Origin of the sequence: Dawidia cretensis (assembly GCF_018598175.1) — a bacterium.
GTDB classification, from domain to species: domain Bacteria; phylum Bacteroidota; class Bacteroidia; order Cytophagales; family Cyclobacteriaceae; genus Ohtaekwangia; species Ohtaekwangia cretensis.
In genome coordinates this window covers 289,606-308,585 of sequence record NZ_JAHESE010000002.1, presented here as the reverse complement: position 1 = coordinate 308,585, position 18,980 = coordinate 289,606, and the positions used below count along the sequence as shown (strand labels likewise).

Annotated in this window: 18 protein-coding genes; 9 read left to right on the top strand and 9 right to left on the bottom strand. The window is 52.8% G+C overall.

All coding sequences use genetic code 11. From position 1 onward, the window contains the following. Nucleotides 1-60: 60 nt before the first annotated feature. Together gyrB and KK062_RS04810 are read right to left on the bottom strand one after the other, a co-directional pair. Complete coding sequence (gene gyrB, locus KK062_RS04815; protein ID WP_254083116.1) at nucleotides 61-2,019, bottom strand: DNA topoisomerase (ATP-hydrolyzing) subunit B; 1,959 nt, start codon at nucleotides 2,017-2,019, stop codon at nucleotides 61-63. A gap of 173 nt (nucleotides 2,020-2,192) precedes the next feature. After that, nucleotides 2,193-2,582, bottom strand: coding sequence for a CoA-binding protein (locus KK062_RS04810; protein WP_254083115.1), 390 nt, complete (start codon nucleotides 2,580-2,582; stop codon nucleotides 2,193-2,195). Nucleotides 2,583-2,646: 64 nt separating this feature from the next. Between KK062_RS04810 and KK062_RS04805 the strand changes: the two genes are divergently transcribed. Continuing rightward, on the top strand, nucleotides 2,647-4,563 hold the full coding sequence (locus KK062_RS04805; protein ID WP_254083114.1) for a M61 family metallopeptidase: 1,917 nt from the start codon (nucleotides 2,647-2,649) through the stop codon (nucleotides 4,561-4,563). A gap of 117 nt (nucleotides 4,564-4,680) precedes the next feature. On the opposite strand, the gene KK062_RS04800 is transcribed toward KK062_RS04805, so the two are convergent. The 6 genes from KK062_RS04800 to KK062_RS04775 all read right to left on the bottom strand — a co-directional run bounded on the left by KK062_RS04800 (nucleotide 4,681) and on the right by KK062_RS04775 (nucleotide 11,531). Next, entirely contained in the window at nucleotides 4,681-6,249 is a 1,569-nt protein-coding gene (locus tag KK062_RS04800) for an NAD(P)/FAD-dependent oxidoreductase (protein WP_254083113.1), read from the bottom strand. Between the two features lie 237 nt (nucleotides 6,250-6,486). Beyond that, nucleotides 6,487-8,274 carry a toxin-antitoxin system YwqK family antitoxin gene (locus KK062_RS04795; protein ID WP_254083112.1) on the bottom strand — a complete coding sequence of 596 codons (1,788 nt, stop codon included), beginning with the start codon at nucleotides 8,272-8,274 and terminating at the stop codon, nucleotides 6,487-6,489. A gap of 282 nt (nucleotides 8,275-8,556) precedes the next feature. Beyond that, entirely contained in the window at nucleotides 8,557-9,366 is an 810-nt protein-coding gene (locus tag KK062_RS04790) for a toxin-antitoxin system YwqK family antitoxin (RefSeq protein ID WP_254083111.1), read from the bottom strand. Further along, nucleotides 9,363-9,893 carry an STM3941 family protein gene (locus tag KK062_RS04785; protein ID WP_254083110.1) on the bottom strand — a complete coding sequence of 177 codons (531 nt, stop codon included), beginning with the start codon at nucleotides 9,891-9,893 and terminating at the stop codon, nucleotides 9,363-9,365. Before KK062_RS04785 ends, KK062_RS04790 begins: the two co-directional genes overlap by 4 nt. Continuing rightward, the gene (locus KK062_RS04780; protein WP_254083109.1) at nucleotides 9,893-10,390 is read right to left on the bottom strand and encodes a DcrB/PsbP domain-containing protein; all 498 of its coding nucleotides are present in this window, start codon (nucleotides 10,388-10,390) and stop codon (nucleotides 9,893-9,895) included. Before KK062_RS04780 ends, KK062_RS04785 begins: the two co-directional genes overlap by 1 nt. A gap of 178 nt (nucleotides 10,391-10,568) precedes the next feature. Then, nucleotides 10,569-11,531: a tryptophan 2,3-dioxygenase family protein gene (locus tag KK062_RS04775; protein WP_254083108.1), complete on the bottom strand. Its 963-nt coding sequence runs from the start codon at nucleotides 11,529-11,531 to the stop codon at nucleotides 10,569-10,571. A gap of 74 nt (nucleotides 11,532-11,605) precedes the next feature. Between KK062_RS04775 and KK062_RS04770 the strand changes: the two genes are divergently transcribed. The 4 genes from KK062_RS04770 to KK062_RS04755 are packed head-to-tail and all read left to right on the top strand — an operon-like array spanning nucleotide 11,606 to nucleotide 14,749. Continuing rightward, a complete protein-coding gene (locus KK062_RS04770; protein WP_254083107.1) occupies nucleotides 11,606-12,826 on the top strand; it encodes an acyl-CoA dehydrogenase family protein in 1,221 nt (406 codons plus the stop codon). 52 nt (nucleotides 12,827-12,878) lie between these two features. Then, complete coding sequence (locus KK062_RS04765; RefSeq protein WP_254083106.1) at nucleotides 12,879-13,799, top strand: hypothetical protein; 921 nt, start codon at nucleotides 12,879-12,881, stop codon at nucleotides 13,797-13,799. A gap of 52 nt (nucleotides 13,800-13,851) precedes the next feature. Continuing rightward, nucleotides 13,852-14,217 (top strand): tellurite resistance TerB family protein, encoded by a 366-nt coding sequence (locus tag KK062_RS04760; protein WP_254083105.1) that lies wholly within the window; start codon nucleotides 13,852-13,854, stop codon nucleotides 14,215-14,217. Nucleotides 14,218-14,224: 7 nt separating this feature from the next. Next, the gene (locus KK062_RS04755) at nucleotides 14,225-14,749 is read left to right on the top strand and encodes a hypothetical protein (RefSeq protein ID WP_254083104.1); all 525 of its coding nucleotides are present in this window, start codon (nucleotides 14,225-14,227) and stop codon (nucleotides 14,747-14,749) included. A gap of 7 nt (nucleotides 14,750-14,756) precedes the next feature. On the opposite strand, the gene KK062_RS04750 is transcribed toward KK062_RS04755, so the two are convergent. Then, nucleotides 14,757-15,194 (bottom strand): CBS domain-containing protein, encoded by a 438-nt coding sequence (locus KK062_RS04750; protein ID WP_254083103.1) that lies wholly within the window; start codon nucleotides 15,192-15,194, stop codon nucleotides 14,757-14,759. A gap of 87 nt (nucleotides 15,195-15,281) precedes the next feature. On the opposite strand from KK062_RS04750, the gene KK062_RS04745 reads away from it, so the two are divergent. The 4 genes from KK062_RS04745 (at nucleotide 15,282) to arsN2 (ending at nucleotide 18,949) form a co-directional block, all read left to right on the top strand. Continuing rightward, entirely contained in the window at nucleotides 15,282-16,697 is a 1,416-nt protein-coding gene (locus KK062_RS04745) for a vWA domain-containing protein (protein ID WP_254083102.1), read from the top strand. A 139-nt stretch (nucleotides 16,698-16,836) separates the two neighbouring features. Further along, complete coding sequence (locus tag KK062_RS04740; protein ID WP_254083101.1) at nucleotides 16,837-17,793, top strand: transketolase family protein; 957 nt, start codon at nucleotides 16,837-16,839, stop codon at nucleotides 17,791-17,793. 341 nt (nucleotides 17,794-18,134) lie between these two features. Further along, the gene (locus KK062_RS04735) at nucleotides 18,135-18,494 is read left to right on the top strand and encodes an ArsR/SmtB family transcription factor (RefSeq protein ID WP_254083100.1); all 360 of its coding nucleotides are present in this window, start codon (nucleotides 18,135-18,137) and stop codon (nucleotides 18,492-18,494) included. Between the two features lie 17 nt (nucleotides 18,495-18,511). Then, nucleotides 18,512-18,949, top strand: a complete 438-nt coding sequence (gene arsN2, locus KK062_RS04730) for an arsenic resistance N-acetyltransferase ArsN2 (RefSeq protein ID WP_254083099.1) — start codon at nucleotides 18,512-18,514, stop codon at nucleotides 18,947-18,949. Nucleotides 18,950-18,980: the final 31 nt, after the last annotated feature.

Genomic DNA, 18,980 nt, shown 5'->3' with positions numbered 1-18,980 from the left:
TTCACAGCGCACGTTGTCGACCGTGTGCTGTGAACCGCAAGCCTGTTTAAAGTGCTTTATTTAAATATCGATGCGCGCGTATTTCGCGTTCTTCTCAATAAACTCCCGACGTGGCGCTACCTCATCTCCCATCAACATGGAGAATAGGTGATCGGCTTCGGCAGCAGATTCAATGCTTACTTGTTTGAGCGAGCGCTTGGAAGGATCCATGGTGGTGGTCCACAACTGCTCGGGGTTCATTTCCCCCAGACCTTTGTAGCGTTGCACGCCCACGGAGTCTTCTTTGCCTCCACCCAGTTCCGCTACCAGGGCTATCCGTTCTTCTTCGGTCCAGCAGTAGCGTTCGTCTTTTCCTTTTTTGACCAGGTAGAGTGGCGGCAGGGCAATGTATACATAGCCGCTCTCGATCAGGTCACGCATGTAGCGGAAGAAGAAGGTCAGAATAAGTGTACGAATGTGACTCCCGTCCACGTCAGCATCGGTCATGATGATGACCTTGTGGTAACGCAGCTTGGTCATGTTCAGTCCCTTCTCGTCGTCCGGCGTACCAAAGGTTACGCCGAGGGCGGTGATCATATTCTTGATTTCTTCGTTTTCGTAGATTTTGTGCTCTTGCGCTTTTTCTACGTTCAGGATCTTACCGCGCAGCGGCAGGATAGCCTGGAAGTTGCGGTCGCGGCCTTGTTTTGCCGAACCACCCGCGGAGTCACCTTCCACGAGGTAGAGCTCGCAAATGGTGGCGTCGGAGCTGGAACAGTCGGCCAGTTTACCGGGCAGGCCAGTGCCGCTTAATACGTTTTTGCGTTGCACCATCTCCCGGGCTTTACGGGCGGCATAACGCGCCTGTGCGGCCAGGATCACTTTATTGACAATCAGCCTGGCTTCGCGTGGGTGCTCCTCCAGGTAATGCTGCAGCACTTCGCCTACGGCGCCGTCTACTATACCCATGGCGTCGGAGTTACCGAGCTTGGTTTTCGTCTGTCCTTCAAATTGAGGCTCAGCCACTTTCACAGAAATAACGGCCGTCAGGCCTTCGCGAAAGTCGTCGCCGTTGATATCTATTTTTACTTTATCCAGCATGCCTGACTTGTCGGCGTAGCTTTTCAGCGTACGGGTCAGGGCGCGGCGGAAACCGGCCACGTGGGTTCCCCCCTCGTGGGTGTTGATGTTGTTTACATACGACACCAGGTTTTCGCTAAACGAGGTGTTGTAGCTCATCGCCACCTGAATGGGAATGGTGCCTTTGTCGCTTTCAATATAGATCGGCGCCGAAATAAGCTTCTCGCGGGTAGAGTCGATGTATTCTACAAACTCGCGAAGGCCACCGACGGACAGGAATACGTCGCCGCGTACGTTCTCGCCATTTTCGTCTTTCTCCCGCAGATCCGACAGGTTGATGCGGATGCCCGGGTTTAAGAACGACAGCTCGCGTAGGCGGGTGGCAATGGTTTCGTAATTGTATTCCCAGTTGGCAAAAATCTCTTTGTCCGGCAGGAAGTGTACTTTGGTGCCGTGCTTCTCCGTTTCGCCAATGACCCGCACCGGATATTGGGGATTACCACGCGAATACTCCTGCTCGAAGATCTTTCCATCTTTCTGCACGGTAACGTGGAGCATTTGTGATAGGGCGTTTACGCAGGATACACCCACACCGTGCAAACCGCCGGAAACCTTGTAGGTGTCTTTATCGAATTTACCGCCGGCATGCAGTACAGTCAGTACGACTTCCAATGCCGAGCGTTTTTCTTTTTCGTGCATGTCGGTTGGAATCCCCCGACCATTGTCATCCACCGAAATGGAATTGTCTTCGTGTACGGTGACAAAGATTTCGTCGCAATATCCGGCGAGCGCCTCATCAATGGAGTTATCCACTACTTCCCACACCAGGTGGTGCAGGCCTTTGACGCCTACGTCGCCGATGTACATGGCGGGGCGCTTTCGCACCGCTTCCAACCCCTCTAAAACCTGTATGTTACTCGCTGAATACTGGGCAGGCACTTTTCCTTTATCTTCGCTCATCTGTGATTTTTAGAACCGTCAAAAATAATCTTTTTGGCCTTACAAACGCAGGTCGGATCAACATTTTTAGCGTTAAAGTTTCCTGGTTTTGGGGCCGCAAAGTAGCGCTCCGTCGTCCGCTTTGTCAAGCTTTTTTTCACGCCGTAAAGGCCGCGAAAGGGCGTCGCGAAAGATCAATATTGACGGCTGCGCAGCAGCACTAGCGTGCATGCTTCCGTGGCTTCGACAGCCTGCGCTTCAGCCATCTTTTCAAACTCCTCGTTTTCCGTGCCGGGGTTGAAGATGATGCGCTTTGGCTTGAGGCTCAAAATGTAGTCGTACCACTCAGGCTGGCGTTGCGGGCCAATGTACAACGTAACGGTGTCCACCCCTTCAACCGCTGGCCGCTGGCGGAGGTCGAGTATCTCCACACCTGACACCGTCCCCGTCTTAATGCTCAGAGGTACGATCTCATGCCCGTAGCTCGTCAGCATTTGCGCGGCGAGATAGGCATAACGTGAGGGGTCGGGCGTGGCCCCAATGATCACCGTCTTTTTGGTATTATTTGTTGTATTTGTTGCCACCTGTCCTGGATTATCTATTATAAAAACAAAATAAAATTATCTTCGTTCAAAATTCCATTTCAATATGTTTATAAAAAGATCATTCCTGGGCTTGTTGCTGTTAGCGTGTGTGTTGACCGCATACCCCCAGGGTAAAAAGGGAAAAGGCTACCAGTATACGATAGACCTTACCAACGTCGTCAACGACAAGCTATATGTAGAGCTTCTACCCCCTCCTACCAGCCAGAACGAAATAACTTTCTACCTGCCCAAGATGGTGCCGGGTACATACTCCATCGAAGACTACGGACGTTTTGTGTCCGACTTTACGGCCGCCGATAAGAAAGGCAACAAGCTCGTAACGGAGAAGCTGAACGACAATGCCTGGAAGATCAAAGGCGCAAAAAAGCTGGCCAAGATCAGCTACTGGGTGGAAGACAGCTACGACACACAACTGCCCGGCCCGGACATCTTTCAGCCCGCCGGTACCAACATTGAAGACGGCAAAAACTTCGTACTCAACACCAGCGGCTTTTTTGGATACCTGGACGGGGTGAAAGATACTCCCTTCCAGTTCTCGGTCATTCGCCCCGAGGCCTTTTACGGATCGTCCGGCCTCATCCCCCTGCAAACGGGAAAGCCCGTGAGCACCGTGCGCAAAGAAGCCGGCACCGCAGATAAAGCCAAGCGTGTAGACACCTTTCAGGCGACTAACTATGACGAGCTGATCGATTCGCCCCTGATGTATGCCAAGCCCGACACGGCGGTGATCAAAGTCTCCAACACGGAAGTATTGATCGGCTCCTACTCGCCTAACAACCGCGTGACGGCCAAGCAGATTGCCGCCAGCATTCGCGAGGTGCTGATGGCCCAGAAGGAATTCCTGGGTGGCAAACTGCCGGTGAATAAATATGCCTTCATTTTCTATTTCACCGACCAGCCGGTCACGAGCTACGGCGCATTGGAGCACTCATACTCGTCGTTCTATTACATGCCCGAGCAGACCATAGAGGAAATGAACCAACAGCTGCGCGACTTTGCCGCGCATGAGTTCTTCCACATCGTTACCCCGCTGACCATCCACTCCGAGGAGATCGGCCACTTCGATTTTAACGACCCCAAGATGTCGCAGCATCTGTGGATGTACGAAGGCGTAACGGAATACTTTGCCGGCAGCGTGCAGGTACGCTATGGGTTGATCACGCCGGAAGAATACCTGGACGTAGTACGCGAGAAGATGGTCACGGCGGATCAGTTCGCCAACGACGTACCCTTTACCGACATCAGCCGCTTTACACTGGATAAATACCACGATCAATACGGCAACGTCTATATGAAAGGCGCGCTGATCGGCCTGTGCCTGGACCTGAAGCTTCGGAAGCTGTCGGGTGGTAAGTCTGGTCTGCCCGATCTGTTGATGGAACTGTCCAAGAAATATGGCAAGGAAAAATCCTTCCGCGACGACGTACTGTTCGATGAGATCACGGCGATGACCTATCCGGAGATCGGCGAGTTCTTTGCCAAGCATGTAAAAGGCACAGCGCCGCTGCCGCTGGCAGAAGTGCTGGGCACGGCGGGCGTGCTCTATAAAGATGAAATACAGGTAGAGGATTATTCCATGGGCCTGAGCCAAAACAACATCGGCATTACGCAGGTGAACGGCAAGCCTATGCTGGAGATTTCCACGACGGCCAACATGAACGAGATGGGCGTAGCGCTGGGCTTTCAGAACGGCGACGTACTGCAGAAGATCAACGGAGAAACCCTGCCGGACCTGGGTCCCGAGCTGGGCGCGTTCCTGCAACACCAGCGCGACGCGCTCCCTACGTTGAAGACCATGGCGTTTACGGTATTGCGGAAAGATGCCTCGGGCGCGCAACAGCCAGTCGAGCTTTCGGCGCCCATGCGAAAGGTGAAGGTCTCGCAGAAACATCTGCTGGCGTTCGATCCGGACGCTACACCCGAACAAATTGCGTTACGGAACGCCTGGCTGAAGAAATAGCTTTCTGAATTCTGCGAATGATTGCTGGCGCAAGTCTTAGCCCGTCCCGGGCGGAGACTTGTGCCTATCCTGATGTCAGTCTTCAGACTGGCATAAAATAGGCGGCCCGTAGGCTGCCTATTTTTTAATGCGCCGCACCGCCTCCTCCGCACAACGCTCACCATCCATAGCCGCCGAGACGATCCCCCCCGCATACCCTGCACCTTCGCCACAAGGGAACAGGTTTTGAATCTGCGGGTGCTCAAGCGTCTCTTTATCACGGGGGATCTTCACGGGCGACGAGGTACGGCTTTCCACGCCCACAATCTGGGCGTCGTTGGTGAAGTATCCTTTCATCTTGCTGCCGAAGTTTTTAAACCCTTGCTGCAACGCTTGTGTTATACGCGACGGCAGGACTTCCTGCATGGCTACGGCAGCCAGACCGGGCTGGTAAGAGGACTCCAGCAAAGACGTCGATACACGTTTGTCGACAAAGTCTACCAGGCGTTGCGCGGGCGCCGTCTGCGTGTTGCCCGCCATACGGCAAGCCTGCTGCTCGATGGCCGCCTGGAAGTACATGCCTGCGAGTGGTCCGTACTGGCGGTATGCCTTGAAGTCTTCACTGTCGACGGCGACGACGATCCCTGAATTGGCATACTTAGAATCGCGGCGCGAGGGGCTCATGCCGTTCACCACGACCTCGCCCGGCGCCGTGGCCGCGGGCACGATAAAGCCACCCGGACACATGCAGAATGAAAAGACACCTGTCTCCTTCCCACCCACGCTGGCCTGGTGCACCAGCGCATACGACGATGCCGGGAGGTATGGCCCGCGGTCTGTCGGACAATGGTATTGGATGCGGTCGATCAGCTCTTGCGAATGTTCTACCCGCACACCGAATGCGAACGGCTTCTCTTCAATCAGTACTTGCTTTTCGTGCAGCAGCCGGAAGATGTCGCGCGCGGAGTGGCCGGTAGCCAGAATGACGGCCTCACCTTCGATGGCATCGCCGTGGTGTGTCTTTACACCGTGGATGCTGCTGTTTGTTATCAACAGATCTGTAACCGTGGTGTTGAAGTGTACTTCACCGCCCGCTTGCAGAATGCTTTCGCGCAGCGCTGCCACCAGGCGCGGCAACTTGTTGGTGCCGATGTGCGGGTGCGCATCGAACAGAATATCTTCTTTGGCGCCATGGGCTACCATTATCTCCAGGATGCGGTTTACATCGCCGCGCTTTTTAGAGCGGGTATATAGTTTGCCATCCGAGTAGGTGCCGGCGCCACCTTCACCAAAGCAATAGTTGGACTCGGGGTTGACGATGTGATCTTTGTTGATCGCTGCAAGGTCGCGACGGCGGGCCTGTACGTCGGCGCCGCGTTCCAGTACGATGGGCTTGATGCCCAGCTCGATCAATCGCAGCGCGGCAAACAATCCGGCGGGGCCACTGCCCACGATAACAACGCGTGGTGCATTCGTGACGTTAGGGTATTCCACGCGGGGTGCTTCCGGGGTGGCTTCTGCAGGCGAAAGGATCTCGCACTGAATGCGCACCACTACCTGGCGGGAACGTGCATCGATGGAGCGTTTGGTGGGACGGACGTAGACGCTGCCGTCGTTCTTCAAGCCCAGCTTTTGGTAGAGGTGGGTGGTAAATTGCTCTTCCTCAAACGCCTCTTCGGGCGTCAGGACTACTTCTGCTGTCTTCATGTCGTCGGAAGGTTTTTATCCTTCAATCCGGAGGCAAAGATAACGTTTTCACTGACATTGTGACATGGGCGTTTCTGCGTGCTCCATTCAAAACACGCGAAAAACGAGGTTTTGCTATTTGAGCTGATACGGCTTTGACTGGACTTTAGTAGGGCTTACGTACGGCTTTAGTACGGCTTATCCTGCAGTATTCCGCGCGGCCTCCGACTTTGTGACCTTTTGACAGGCATCGGGCTGTTAGCGATAGGAAAATACGTTGCCGAAGTTGAGGCCGATGTGGAAGGTCCTGGAGAACTTGTTGCGGTCGAGGGGCTCGAAATACGAGGCAAACATGGGGTCAATATCAAAGCCGCGGTAACCGATGTCGAAGGAAGCAAAGGTATCGACGGTGAAGCCGCTGGCATTGTTGCGCCGCATGATGCGGTAGCCCAACATAGGCCCCCACTCGATGCGTTGCTCAACGGCATTGAAGGTGAATCTGTTCGTGGGGTCGTTTACAAAATGGCCGAGGTTCGTGAAACGGATCTCGTGGCCGAAGTACCACATGCCCACTTTCATGCCGTTGTAAAACTTCTGTTTGATGCTAATGCTATAGCCGCGCTCGAAGAGCTTGCCGGGCGTGATCTCCGCGTCCGCCATAAAAAATGGATCGCGGATGCCCAGGAACTCGAACTCGTGGCCGAGGCGCTCCGCTACGTAGAATTCGACGCCGAGCGGAATGCGGCCTACGGCCGTCCACACGGGGTTCGTGCTCATGATCACGCCGTGAAATTCGTTTCCTTTTTCACGCAAGTATGTAAAGCCTTGAGACCTGCTGCGGCCCTTGCGCGCGCTGCTGGTGGTTGCCAGCGCGACGATCTCCTTCCCTAGCTTGCGGTCGTCGTAGAAGGGTTTATAATAGCCGGAGAGCTTGCCGTCTTTTTCGTAGATCTCCCACGTGCCGGTCTTGAGCTCACCTTCCAGTGTGCCTTTGGTTTGCAGCTCGCCGGTGGGGTAATAACCGTAGAATGTTCCCTTGTCGTAGTTGTAGTCGCACTCCCCTTCGCGGGTGCCATCGGGCAGGAAGAACTCCCATTTGCTCTGGCGCTTGCCGTCGCGGATGGGCCCCTTTACTTTTAGCGAGCCATTGGGGTGATATTCGCGGTACTCGCCCGAGCCTTTGGTGAAAGCCACTTCGCTCTTAAGCGTTCCGTTGCTGTTCAGCGTCTTCCAGTACCCGTCCTTTTTACCCGCCACGTATTCACCGGACGATTGCAGGCCACCACTCTCGTAAAAATACTCCCACGGCCCGACAGGCTCGTCGTTGGCATAATTGCCTTTTGCGGAGACCACCTTATTGGAGAAGTAACGCTTCCAGGGACCGTGTTTCTTGCCGCTGACGTAGTCGCCTTCGCTCTCCAGGGATCCATCTTCGCGGTAAAACTTCCAGTGACCGGTGTTGCGCGTGCCCGTGCGCGTCCCCTCGCTCTGAGGCTTGCCCGAGTGGTAATATTCTGTGTAGTAGCCGGCGTCATCCGTATAGACGATCTCCCCTTTTAAGGCGCCGTCTTCGAAGTAGCTTTTCCAGAGGCCTACGTGGCGATTTTCTTTATATCCGCCCACTTCCTTCACGTGCCCGTTCTCGTAATAGGACTTCCACTCGCCCTCGCGGTTCTTGCCGTTGATGATGCCTTCCATGCTCTTCTGGCCGCTGCCTTCGTAGAAGTACTCCCACATGCCGTAGTTAGCACTTTTGAAGAGGATGCCGCGCATTTTGAGCTTGCCGGTTTCGTAGAAGAACTCCCAGACACCGGTCGTCTCGTTGTTTTCGAATTGGCCTTTGGACTCGACTCCACCGTTTACAAAGTAGGACGTGTAGCGGCCGTGGGCCACGTTGCGGACCGTATCCTTAACCTGATAGACTTCCTTGATCTTTTTCTTTTCGGGATCGTGGTAGGTTTTGCGGGTGAAGCCCTGGCCGGACGCGACGCCAAAGGCGCCGGTTAAGACAATGATTATCAGCCAAAAGGGAGATTTTGAGGGCATTCTGGAATAAACCAGTTCCAAAGATACGGTTTATTGGGAAATGGCATAAAAGGGGCCATTGATACAACTGCTAATGGCGAAGGATTGGATGGGAGAAACAAACATATTCACCATCGTGGTGTTCCTATTGGAAGCCACTTCCCGACACCTCATAGCAGGCCGATCTCGCGGGGAAAGCCATTGGTCGCTACGAACGTAACTAGATCTACAGTGCTGCTACGTCAATACCCGGATAAGTATTTCTTCTGCATCCTCTGCAACACTAAGTTCTGACTATTCAATTTAATCCATCCTTTGCATAATGCTATCCTGCATTACCAGATAATCCGTTTCTATCTCCCTAATCTCACCCAAGAATTTAATTGAATATCCAATATTGCCACCTCGAGGAACGCAATATGTTGCCAATGAATTCACAACCTTTATCGCAGATTCCTTTATGACTTTGTCTTCACGTAACTCTTTTACTCGAATTATCGATTTATAACCTGGAGGTTGAGAAACGGCTATCACCAAACATATGGAATCTCCATTAGTGCTATTCTGTTTATAAATAGTCGGACCAAAAACAAGTCCCTCTTCTTTTATCTTTTTCCCATCTTCATTCCAATTAATGATATAGATGATTTTTTCATCAAAATCACAAATTACAAATTTTCGAATCAAGCCATTTTCCCTATAAAAAGAAGTAGGCCCGAATTTCTTACCATTGTACCAAAAACTCTTTGTCATCAACGCTCCTTGCTCATTATAGTAATATGAATATCCTTCAACCTTATCATTACTATATTCAGCCTCGCCTTTTATGCTACCATTTTTATGGTAGTTTATGTATTTTCCTTCACGCTTTCCATTGGTAAATTCTATTTCTTCTTTAATCACGCCTTCATAATAGTAAGTCTTTGCAAGCCCGTGCTTAACACTATCACTTAGGTAAAAAATCTCATACTTTAAATTCCCATTTGAATATCTTTCAATTTTAACTTCACCCTCATTTTGACATGAGAAAAGCGCCAACAAAATCATGAAATAAACAACCATATTCGTCAAAAATAATCCTCTACTTAACGCGTTGATGGTAATTGTCCTCATGACTTCGCCGTCAGCAACCCCCTCTGTACACGTTCTTTCCGTGCGTCCGGCGCCAGTCGTGCCATTTCCAAAATGAATTGACCCAGCTTCACTTCGTCTACAGACACAGCGCCCAGATGAATGTTCAATTCCTGTGCTCCAACGCTCTTGTTGAGTCCGGCAGCGGCCCGCCTAAAACGTCCCTTCTTACGCGAAGGCTCGTATTGCTTATCAACGATGAGGCAAATAAACTTCTGCTGGTTGATGTTCAACAGGTAGGCATCCTGAATAACTTCCCAGTTAATGAAGTCTGTATACGCCGTGCGGTCGAAGATGTCGATCTCATTGAGAATGATCTGCGGACGGCGGTCGAACATGTTAAACAACGAGACGGGTATGCCCAATCCGAAGAAACAAATACAACCCCATGCGCCAAAACGCGAGGCTTCAGGATCCTGCAGCATCCATATACCGATGGCTATAAATATCAGGCACGGCACCAGCAGTATGAGCGCCTTCCAGTGAGACTTATAAAGTTTGATTTCCATTAAAAGAAAGAGAAGCTTTTCATCAGGTCAGTCGCTACATTTTCATAGCTGGCATACTGTGTCGTCTCTGCGGTATAGGTAAACAGGTAGGCGGTTTGGCCTTTAATAAACCAGTATTGTTTCAGCTTCAGATCACGGCCGTTGTAGGCCATGGTGAAGATAAATTCCTTGCAGGGCTGTCCGCCGATAGTGGCATCCTTCAGGGATACGATCGCGTCAGTACCCGCGAACTGGGTGACTTGCTGGCGGGTGAGCTCAGTGTATTGATCGAGGCTCATCGGTTGTTGCGCCAGGTCTTGCAGCATGAGGTTTACATTCTCCTGGAAAGCGTCCTGCTCGCTCTCCTTTGGACTGAGGAAGGCTACGGCGTTTAAGCCGGCCTGGTTCTGCCAACGCTCTGGGTAGCGCACGTTAAATTTGTTCAGCGAGTTGGTGTAGGTTAGGAATTTGGTTTGTGGGGTGAAGGCTAAGAGAAAGCTTACAAACAAATTTATCATAACAGAATAAGGTTGACGCTTATCAAATGTACCGGGTTACGGTGCAAGGAAAAAATCGTTGTAAGGGTTAATCTTACATGGGATTGTGACTCTGTTGAGGTTCCTCGCCAGTCTGAAGACTGGCATCAGGGGAGGTCCAAGTCGCCTCCCTTCGGTCGGAAGACTTGAACCAGGTATACTATTTCGCAGCTGTTTCCATAAACGCTGCCTTGCCCCACTCTTGCAACTCTTGTTCGGACCAAAGCGCCGGGAAGAATGAGATTTTTTGAAAACGGGGGGGTAAATATTTCTGCCAGTTGGTGCCGCCGGTGGCCTTGATGTCCTCGGGAGATTTGTGCAGGTAATGACCCGCTGAACGCATGTGCGCCAATGGCCAGAGCACGTTCGCCAGTGTATCAAATTCGCGCAGGCGTGCTACAATGGCTTCGCGTTGTGGTGATGCGGAGAAATGCGTCTGGTACAGCTGCAGAAGGTTGGTTGATTTCAGGCGCTCGCCTGCTTCCTGGAATTCAGTGGTATACTTCTGCTCGAATTGCCGCAGTGTGAGCGTTTTTGTACCGGAAGCAAGCTCTGTCGCACCGCTACGCCAATATAGCTTTTCAAGCAATGCCGGGATCGGTGCTCCTTGCAGACCTGGCCGGTCGTTCAGGCTCACCAGGTTGATCATGTCGGTGGAATACAGCTCGATCATGCGATACTGCGCCGATTGGAAACCACTGGCCGGGAGCAGCGCCATCCGGAATTTGAGGAATTGCTCTTTTTCCATACCCTGCACCATCACGTCGAAGGAATTCTCCAGGTGACGGAAATAGCGGATGACGCGATCCAGGCGATCGATAAAGAATGCTTCGCCGGGTTGCGGGTTTGCGGTGATCTGTTCCAGCTCGTGTAAAATCAGCTTGAAATACAGCTCTGTGATCTGGTGATAGAGAATGAAGATCTTTTCATCCGGGAACTGCGTTTTGGGGTTTTGCAGGCTCAGCAGCGTATCCAGGTGGATGTAGTCCCAGTATGTGAGGTAGTCGGCGTACAACAGGCCATCCAGGTACGACGACAGGTCCTGGCCCATGGCATTGTACTTGGCTTGCAGTTTTTTGAGCTGCTCTAACAGCACGGGGTCTACGGGTGTATTATCCGTCATAGGGGCGTATCGGAATGTAAATTAGTTGCGTAAATTGGTGCGCAAGTTATTATGTCCTAATCCCATTTCAAATTATGTCTGCACAAACCGCGACCCCTGGCCTTGGCAAGAAATCCCTGAAACAGGATACCTTCGAGCACCCCGACTTTTACCAGCTGGACGATCTTTTTACCGAAGAGCATAAGCTCATTCGCAGCTCGATCCGCGACTTTGTGAAACGTGAGATCTCGCCCTATATCGAAGACTGGGCGCAACGCGCGCACTTCCCGTACGAAATCGTTAAAAAGTTTGGTGAGATCGGCGCCTTCGGGCCTACCCTTCCGCAAGAGTATGGTTGCGGTGGATTAGACTATATTTCCTATGGACTTATCATGCAGGAGATCGAGCGCGGCGACTCGGGCATGCGCTCGACGGCATCCGTACAAGGCTCGCTGGTCATGTATCCCATTTACAAATTCGGCAGCGAAGCACAACGTAAAAAATACCTTCCCAAGCTGGCCTCCGGCGAGTGGCTGGGATGCTTTGGTTTAACAGAACCCGACCACGGTTCCAACCCTTCCGGTATGGTCACCAACTTCAAAGATATGGGCGACCATTACCTGTTGAACGGCGCCAAGATGTGGATCTCCAACTCCCCCCGCGCAGACGTGGCGGTGGTCTGGGCAAAGAACGAAACCGGCCGCATCCACGGCCTGATCGTAGAACGTGGCATGGAAGGTTTTACCACACCCGAAACACATGGCAAGTGGTCGTTGCGCGCGAGCGCCACAGGCGAGCTTGTGTTTGACAACGTAAAAGTGCCAAAAGAAAACCTGCTGCCGGGGAAGAGCGGATTGGGTGCACCCATGATGTGCCTCGACTCGGCCCGCTATGGCATTGCCTGGGGAGCGATCGGCGCAGCGATGGATTGTTATGAATCTGCCCGGCGGTATGCCGTGGAGCGCATTCAGTTCGGCAAGCCTATTGCGTCGTTCCAGCTGGTACAGAAAAAACTGTCGGAGATGCTGACCGAAATTACCAAAGCCCAACTGCTCAACTGGCGTTTGGGAAATTTGATGAACGAAGGAAAAGCTACGACGCCACAGATCTCGCTCGCAAAACGTAACAATGTACACGTAGCGCTGGAAATCGCCCGGGAAGCCCGGCAGATTCACGGTGGCATGGGTATCACCGGCGAATATCCGCTGATGCGTCATATGATGAACCTGGAGTCGGTCGTGACCTATGAAGGTACGCACGATATACACCTGTTGATTTTAGGAAACGAGATCACCGGCATACCCGCATTTGTATAACCCTGGCAGCAGTTTGTAAAAAATTATAGTGGATCCTTTTTGCTCTTAGAACGTGAGACGTATTATTTATGTGGGAATGCTGGCCCTGTTGGCCGGCTGTGATAGTGATGACGGTAACAACGATGTACAGTATGCCATCGAGCCGCAACTTGATTTTGTATCGACAAAGTTTACGCGCAGCGCCAGCGCGTCATCGTCGATCGATACCATTGCCGTAACCTTTCGGTACCGGGATGGCGACGGGGATATCGGCCTGACCATAGAAGACCAGGATGTTCCCTACCAGTCCTATAACTTCTTCCTCGAAAATGAAAATACGCTAACATCGATACCTGGCAGGCGAGTCGATGTGCCCTACGATTTGACCATCATGCCCTTTGTCATGGTAACGCCCGGCGCGGCCACCGGAAAGCTCGCAACAATCGAGACGCGCGAAAAGCCGGCGTTCAACAACCTTCCGCCATTGCTATACCCGTACTCATGCCTGCACTACCGGGCTGGAGGCATTCTCGTAGCAGCCAAAGACAAGAGCATCCTGGACGACTCGCACGTCATTACCGATTCACTCACGATGGAGGGTGAGAAATTCTATTTACTTCATTCGACGGATAACACTTTCTACTCCGAACGAAATGAAAATGCGCTGAACCTATATATCGATTTTTTGGTAGAAGGAAATGACGGCGCGTTTACCGAATTCGACTTCTCGCGGGACCTGCCGACCAAGACCTGCGCACAAGGCTTTGACACCCGGCTCCCGCTCCTCTCTTCGTTCACGCCTGGCCACCACAGGGATTTAGTCTTTGACGTTAACATCATCTCACAGAACGAAGGTGAAATTACCTACGCCATGGCAAGCTCCGGCTTTCGGGATCTTTTCACCGGTAAAAACCTGAAGCTACGCATTTCGCTGAAAGACCGCGCATTGCACGTGAGCAATGTTATCGAGACGACCATTTTCCGAGTACAATAAAATCGTATTCACTAAAGAAACATCAAACAGAACCTTTCTCCATATCTTCATCATGGCAAAACTCTCTTCCTTTCCCGACTTTATCGTTTTCCTCTACGTGCACTTGTCGCAAGCCGACAACCAATACGACCCGGCCGAGATCGCCGCGATCAAAAGCAAGATGGCGTCCCTCTACCCCGCCGGCACGGACCTGGAGAAGAAACTTTATACCACCATTCGCGAATACAACGCCATGGATAAAGCCCGGCTGCCCGAGCTATTGGAGACTTCGGTCCGCCAATTCGGCCCCGGCCATGGCGCCGACCACGAAGCGATCCTGACCACCATGCAGGAGATCATTCGCGCCGACGGCCAGGTAGCGCCGGCGGAAACCAAAGCCTTAGAGGCGCTTACGCAGCTGATTGCACTATCGAAATAACATTTGCATGACCCGACGAGGACTTCTTGCCGTTATACCCCTGCTGTTGCTCTTCTTATCAGCAGCATGTGACAAACGTCAGCAGACGCCCGACGTTGCAGCCGCTGTGGACGAGGCCGTTGGCCCGATTGTGCTGCACGCATCGTTGCAAGACACCTTGTCACCGGCGTTTTTACAAGCGCTGCGACTGGAGAAAGTAGAAGGATTGAATGTGAAGTATCTCTCGGGGCAGGAGGCGCACTACTTTGCTTATGTCGCTGACCCTGACGCCGTATTGCGCGCCGTGGTACATACTGCTTTTTCAAAGCATGTGGCGGTAGCCGATACTGTCTGCCGGCGCATTGACCCTCGTGCATTGACCATGCTCGCGCAGCCGCTGCATGCCACCGAGCTGGCAGCGGGAGCGTTCTTTTGGGAAGCCGACATAACAGCGTTTGAAGTATATGAGTGCGTGCGCGGACCAATACGGCATACATTGCTGATCAGCCGTGCAACGCGTAACGTATTGCACCGGGTGGAATTTAGTGCCTGACTTTTCTTTACCGGTGGCCGGTGATGTAAACTTCCAGCTCTTCGATGATGCCGCGCTGCTCGTCTATGATAAAGCGTACGACGTCGCCGATGGAGATCATGCCGCAGAGGCAGCCGTTGTCGAGCACCGGCAAGTGGCGAACAAAACGATCGGTCATCAGCTTCATACAATCTTCGATGCTGTTGTCTGGCGACACCGTTACCGGATCCGCCGTCATGATCTCGCCGATGTCGGTGTCTTTGGAGGAGCGTCCCTGTAAGATCACGCGCCGGGCGTAGTCGCGTTCCGTGAAGATGCCCAGCATCTTTCCATCAGCGTCGGTGATGAGCAACCCGCCGATGTTCTTTTCTGACATAAGCTCGATGGCCTTGTAGACCGTCGTTGTAGGCTCGACTGAGAAAACCTGGTTCCCTTTCGCCTGCAGAATGTTTCTGACTTTTCCCATACCAGTTTGCGTTGTCTTGAGGAGAAGTTAATCATTTTCGTGCCTGGAAACAATGTGATTTCGGGAAATCCACACGACCTTGCGTCCATGACCAATTTCAGGGATATCATGAGCAGGGCGTTACGAGTCAAATGGCTGGTGTGTTTGGTAGCGGGGATGATGGGATGGTCGGTTTCCGTGGCGCAAACGAAGCTGCAACAAAAACTACCTGAAAAGACGCGCATCCTGTTTCTGTTTGATGGCTCGGGCAGCATGCTGGAGCCCTGGGGGCGCAACCAGACCAAGATGAGCATTGCGCGCAACATTCTCACCAAGGTGGTCGACTCCCTGAAACAAAACGACAAACTGGAATTGGCGCTGCGTGTGTACGGGCACCAGTTCATGAAAGAGGTCAACAACTGCAAGGACACCAAGCTGGAGGTACCCTTCAAGCCCAGGAACCATGCGCAGATCATGGCCAAGATCGACGAGATCAAACCCAAAGGCGTTACCCCCATTACCTACTCGTTGGAACAAGCAGCCAAAGACTTTCCGGGCAACAGTGTGGGTTATCGCAATATTGTGATCCTCATTACCGACGGCATTGAGTCTTGCGGGGGCGATGTGTGCGCCACCTCGCGCGCATTGCAGAAATCGGGGATATTTCTAAAACCCTATATCATCGGGTTGGGCCTGCGGGCCGAAAAGACGCTGGACTGCGCCGGCCGGTATATCAGCGCCGAAACACCCCAGGAGTTTTACCGCGAGCTGAACAAAGCCATCGAGTCGACATTTGCCCGTACCACGGTAAGCGTAGAGCTCCTGGACGCCAAGCGGCAACCGACGGAAACGAATGTAAACGTAAGCTTTGTCAACACGCTGACAGGATTGGGCCTGTACGACTTTGTGCACTACCGCGATGCCCAGGGGCGCCCGGACTCGGTGCAGGTAGATCCGGTGGTAGATTACGACCTGATAGTCTATACGTTGCCGCCTACCATCAAGCGCAACGTAACGCTCGAGAACGGGAAGCATAACATCGTACGCATCGATGTGCCCCAGGGCAACCTGGTCATTCAGCAGGAAGGACGCACCGACAGCAACCTGGAGGCCATTGTACGACAGAAAGGAAAAACAGAGGTGCTAAACGTCCAACGCAGTACCGAGAATATCCGCTACCTGGCGGGTGCGTATGAAGTGGAAACGCTGACGCTACCCCGACGCAAGTTTAGCGTGGATATACAGGGCGGCAAAATCCAAAACGTCTATCTGCCGGCGCCGGGCATTCTCAACCTCAACACCATTGCCACCGGCTTTGGCAGCTTATATGAAATCCTGGCCGACGGCACCCAGGAATGGGTCTGCGACCTGGACAACCGGCGGCCTCGCTTCCCGCTGACGCTGCTACCGGGCAAATACAAGATCGTATTTCGCGTGAAGAATGCCGGCGGAAGCAAATTTACCGGGTCGCGCACCCTCACCCTGAAAGCGGGCGAGACGGCCACGGTGAACGTCTTTAATTGACCGGGGCCGCGGCAAATAGTGCAGCCGGGGCACTGGCAGATACGAAATTTATTTACGACTTTCGCAACGCTTTGCCGGTGCCAACCGTGCGGGCCTGCCTGTCGGTAGACGGGACAGACGAAACAACGCTACTATCTCCATGACCAAATTCACCTTCACTGAAAAGAAAGACACACGCTCGGGCTTTGGCGTCGGGCTGCACGAACTGGGCAAACAGAATCCGAACGTGGTAGCGCTTTGCGCCGACCTGACCGGATCGTTAAAGATGGATGCCTTCAAGAAGGAATTCCCCGAACGCTTTTTCCAGATTGGTATTGCCGAAGCAAACATGATCGGCATGGCGGCGGGCATGGCCATTGGCGACAAGATCCCGTTTACCGGTACTTTTGCAAACTTCTCGACCGGCCGTGTGTATGACCAAATCCGCCAGTCGGTTGCTTATTCAGATAAAAACGTTAAGATCTGCGCGTCACACGCCGGCCTCACCCTGGGTGAAGACGGTGCCACGCACCAGATCCTGGAAGATATCGGCATGATGAAGATGCTGCCGGGCATGACGGTGATCGTACCCTGCGACTTTGCCCAAACCAAGGCCGCTACGATCGCGTTGGGCTCACATCATGGCCCCGCCTACCTGCGCTTTGGCCGTCCCAACTGGCCGATCTTTACTGCCGACCGCCCCTTCACCATCGGCAAAGCCGACAAGATGCTGGACGGCAAAGACGTAACGATCTTTGCTTGCGGCCACATGGTATGGCAAGCCGTTGAGGCCGAAGCCATCCTGGCGGAGAAGGGCATCAGCGTGGAGCTGATCAACATCCACACCATCAAACCGCTGGACGTGGAAGCCATCCTGACCTCTGCGAGCAAGACCGGCTGCGTGGTAACCGCCGAAGAGCACCAGATCAACGGTGGTCTGGGCGACGCCGTAGCCCAGGTATTGGCACGTCACAACCCGCTGCCGATCGAAATGGTCGCTGTAAATGACTCTTTTGGAGAGAGTGGCACGCCTACGCAGCTGCTGGAGAAATACGGGTTGACTCCCAAAAACATCGTCGCCGCAGCGGAAAAGGCGATTCAACGTAAGAAGAAGTAGACACTCGCAAATTACGAATAAGATTACACGAAAGGCTGCCCATTCAGGCAGCCTTTCGGCTTTTTAGGGCCCGAATCAGCAGGCTTAAGCGGATATATAATAGTATTGATATAGATATGTAATAGCATTGTAATAGCATCGACATAGCCCTTTATGGACTATATCAATGCCATGTCATTTCCTGTAAGCTTACGTTAATGACCACCTTTTTCAGGCACTCTCCCTGACCAGGTTGCCCGCTCTTCCGGTAGCCTTTTCCCCCGGCAATACCTGGAGACCTCAAAAATGGGGGGTTGACGAAACGCCAGATAAATCGTATTATTACGATCTAACCGAAATCTATGGGGGCAAGTAAAATCGACGGTTTTACGCCGGCGCAGCTACATCTGGCCGAATATGCGCATGCACTTGGGCATCCGGCCCGCATTGCCATTTTACAGTTCCTGGCGCAACGCCGGCGTTGCCTGTGCGGCGATATCGTCGACGGTCTGCCCCTGTCGCAAGCCACGATTTCGCAGCACCTGAAGGCCCTGCGGCAAGCGGGGTTGATCAAAGGCCATAACGATGGCCCCAGCGTACACTACTCGATTGACGAAAAGATCTGGAACCGCGCACGCATGGCGTTGGGCAACCTCTTCCTGCATTGTACGCCGATGGAAACGCACGAAACTTCTGCCGTTGTTATGCATTCGCCGGATTGATCCCTTACATTAGCCGCATGGAACTGACCTATCGACTCATCGACACTGTAGAACGTTTTGAATCTTTTCGCACGTTGCTGCGTGCCTCGGGTTTGCCCGCCGACGATCTCGACTATACACGCGATCTACTCGTGGGCTACTATGAAGGCGACCAACTCGTCGGCACGGGCGCGCTCGAAGTATATGACACGTACGCACTGCTTCGCTCCCTGTCCGTGAAGCTCGGTATACGTGGGCAGGCCGTTGGCACAAACATTACCGAATATCTGTTAGCCGAAGCGCGTGGTCGCGGACTGAAAGGTATATATTTACTCACCGAGCGCGCACGGGGTTTCTTTCTGAAGAAAGGCTTTACGGACGTCGCGCGTGAAGCAGTGCCTGACGCTATCAAGGCATCGTCGGAGTTCTCGCATGTGTGTGGTCCTTCGGCAGTGGTCATGCATTTGGCGCTATAAGCACGGCACCAACGGACAACCGTTAGGACAA

Bases quoted from the DNA above. Each gene is read 5' to 3' on its own strand.
- gyrB (WP_254083116.1), bottom strand. From the start codon at position 2,019: ATGAGCGAAGATAAAGGAAAAGTGCCTGCCCAGTATTCAGCGAGTAAC.
- KK062_RS04805 (WP_254083114.1), top strand. From the start codon at position 2,647: ATGTTTATAAAAAGATCATTCCTGGGCTTGTTGCTGTTAGCGTGTGTG.
- KK062_RS04800 (WP_254083113.1), bottom strand. From the start codon at position 6,249: ATGAAGACAGCAGAAGTAGTCCTGACGCCCGAAGAGGCGTTTGAGGAA.
- KK062_RS04795 (WP_254083112.1), bottom strand. From the start codon at position 8,274: ATGCCCTCAAAATCTCCCTTTTGGCTGATAATCATTGTCTTAACCGGC.
- KK062_RS04790 (WP_254083111.1), bottom strand. From the start codon at position 9,366: ATGAGGACAATTACCATCAACGCGTTAAGTAGAGGATTATTTTTGACG.
- KK062_RS04785 (WP_254083110.1), bottom strand. From the start codon at position 9,893: ATGGAAATCAAACTTTATAAGTCTCACTGGAAGGCGCTCATACTGCTG.
- KK062_RS04780 (WP_254083109.1), bottom strand. From the start codon at position 10,390: ATGATAAATTTGTTTGTAAGCTTTCTCTTAGCCTTCACCCCACAAACC.
- KK062_RS04775 (WP_254083108.1), bottom strand. From the start codon at position 11,531: ATGACGGATAATACACCCGTAGACCCCGTGCTGTTAGAGCAGCTCAAA.
- KK062_RS04770 (WP_254083107.1), top strand. From the start codon at position 11,606: ATGTCTGCACAAACCGCGACCCCTGGCCTTGGCAAGAAATCCCTGAAA.
- KK062_RS04760 (WP_254083105.1), top strand. From the start codon at position 13,852: ATGGCAAAACTCTCTTCCTTTCCCGACTTTATCGTTTTCCTCTACGTG.
- KK062_RS04755 (WP_254083104.1), top strand. From the start codon at position 14,225: ATGACCCGACGAGGACTTCTTGCCGTTATACCCCTGCTGTTGCTCTTC.
- KK062_RS04750 (WP_254083103.1), bottom strand. From the start codon at position 15,194: ATGGGAAAAGTCAGAAACATTCTGCAGGCGAAAGGGAACCAGGTTTTC.
- KK062_RS04745 (WP_254083102.1), top strand. From the start codon at position 15,282: ATGACCAATTTCAGGGATATCATGAGCAGGGCGTTACGAGTCAAATGG.
- KK062_RS04740 (WP_254083101.1), top strand. From the start codon at position 16,837: ATGACCAAATTCACCTTCACTGAAAAGAAAGACACACGCTCGGGCTTT.
- KK062_RS04735 (WP_254083100.1), top strand. From the start codon at position 18,135: ATGGGGGCAAGTAAAATCGACGGTTTTACGCCGGCGCAGCTACATCTG.
- arsN2 (WP_254083099.1), top strand. From the start codon at position 18,512: ATGGAACTGACCTATCGACTCATCGACACTGTAGAACGTTTTGAATCT.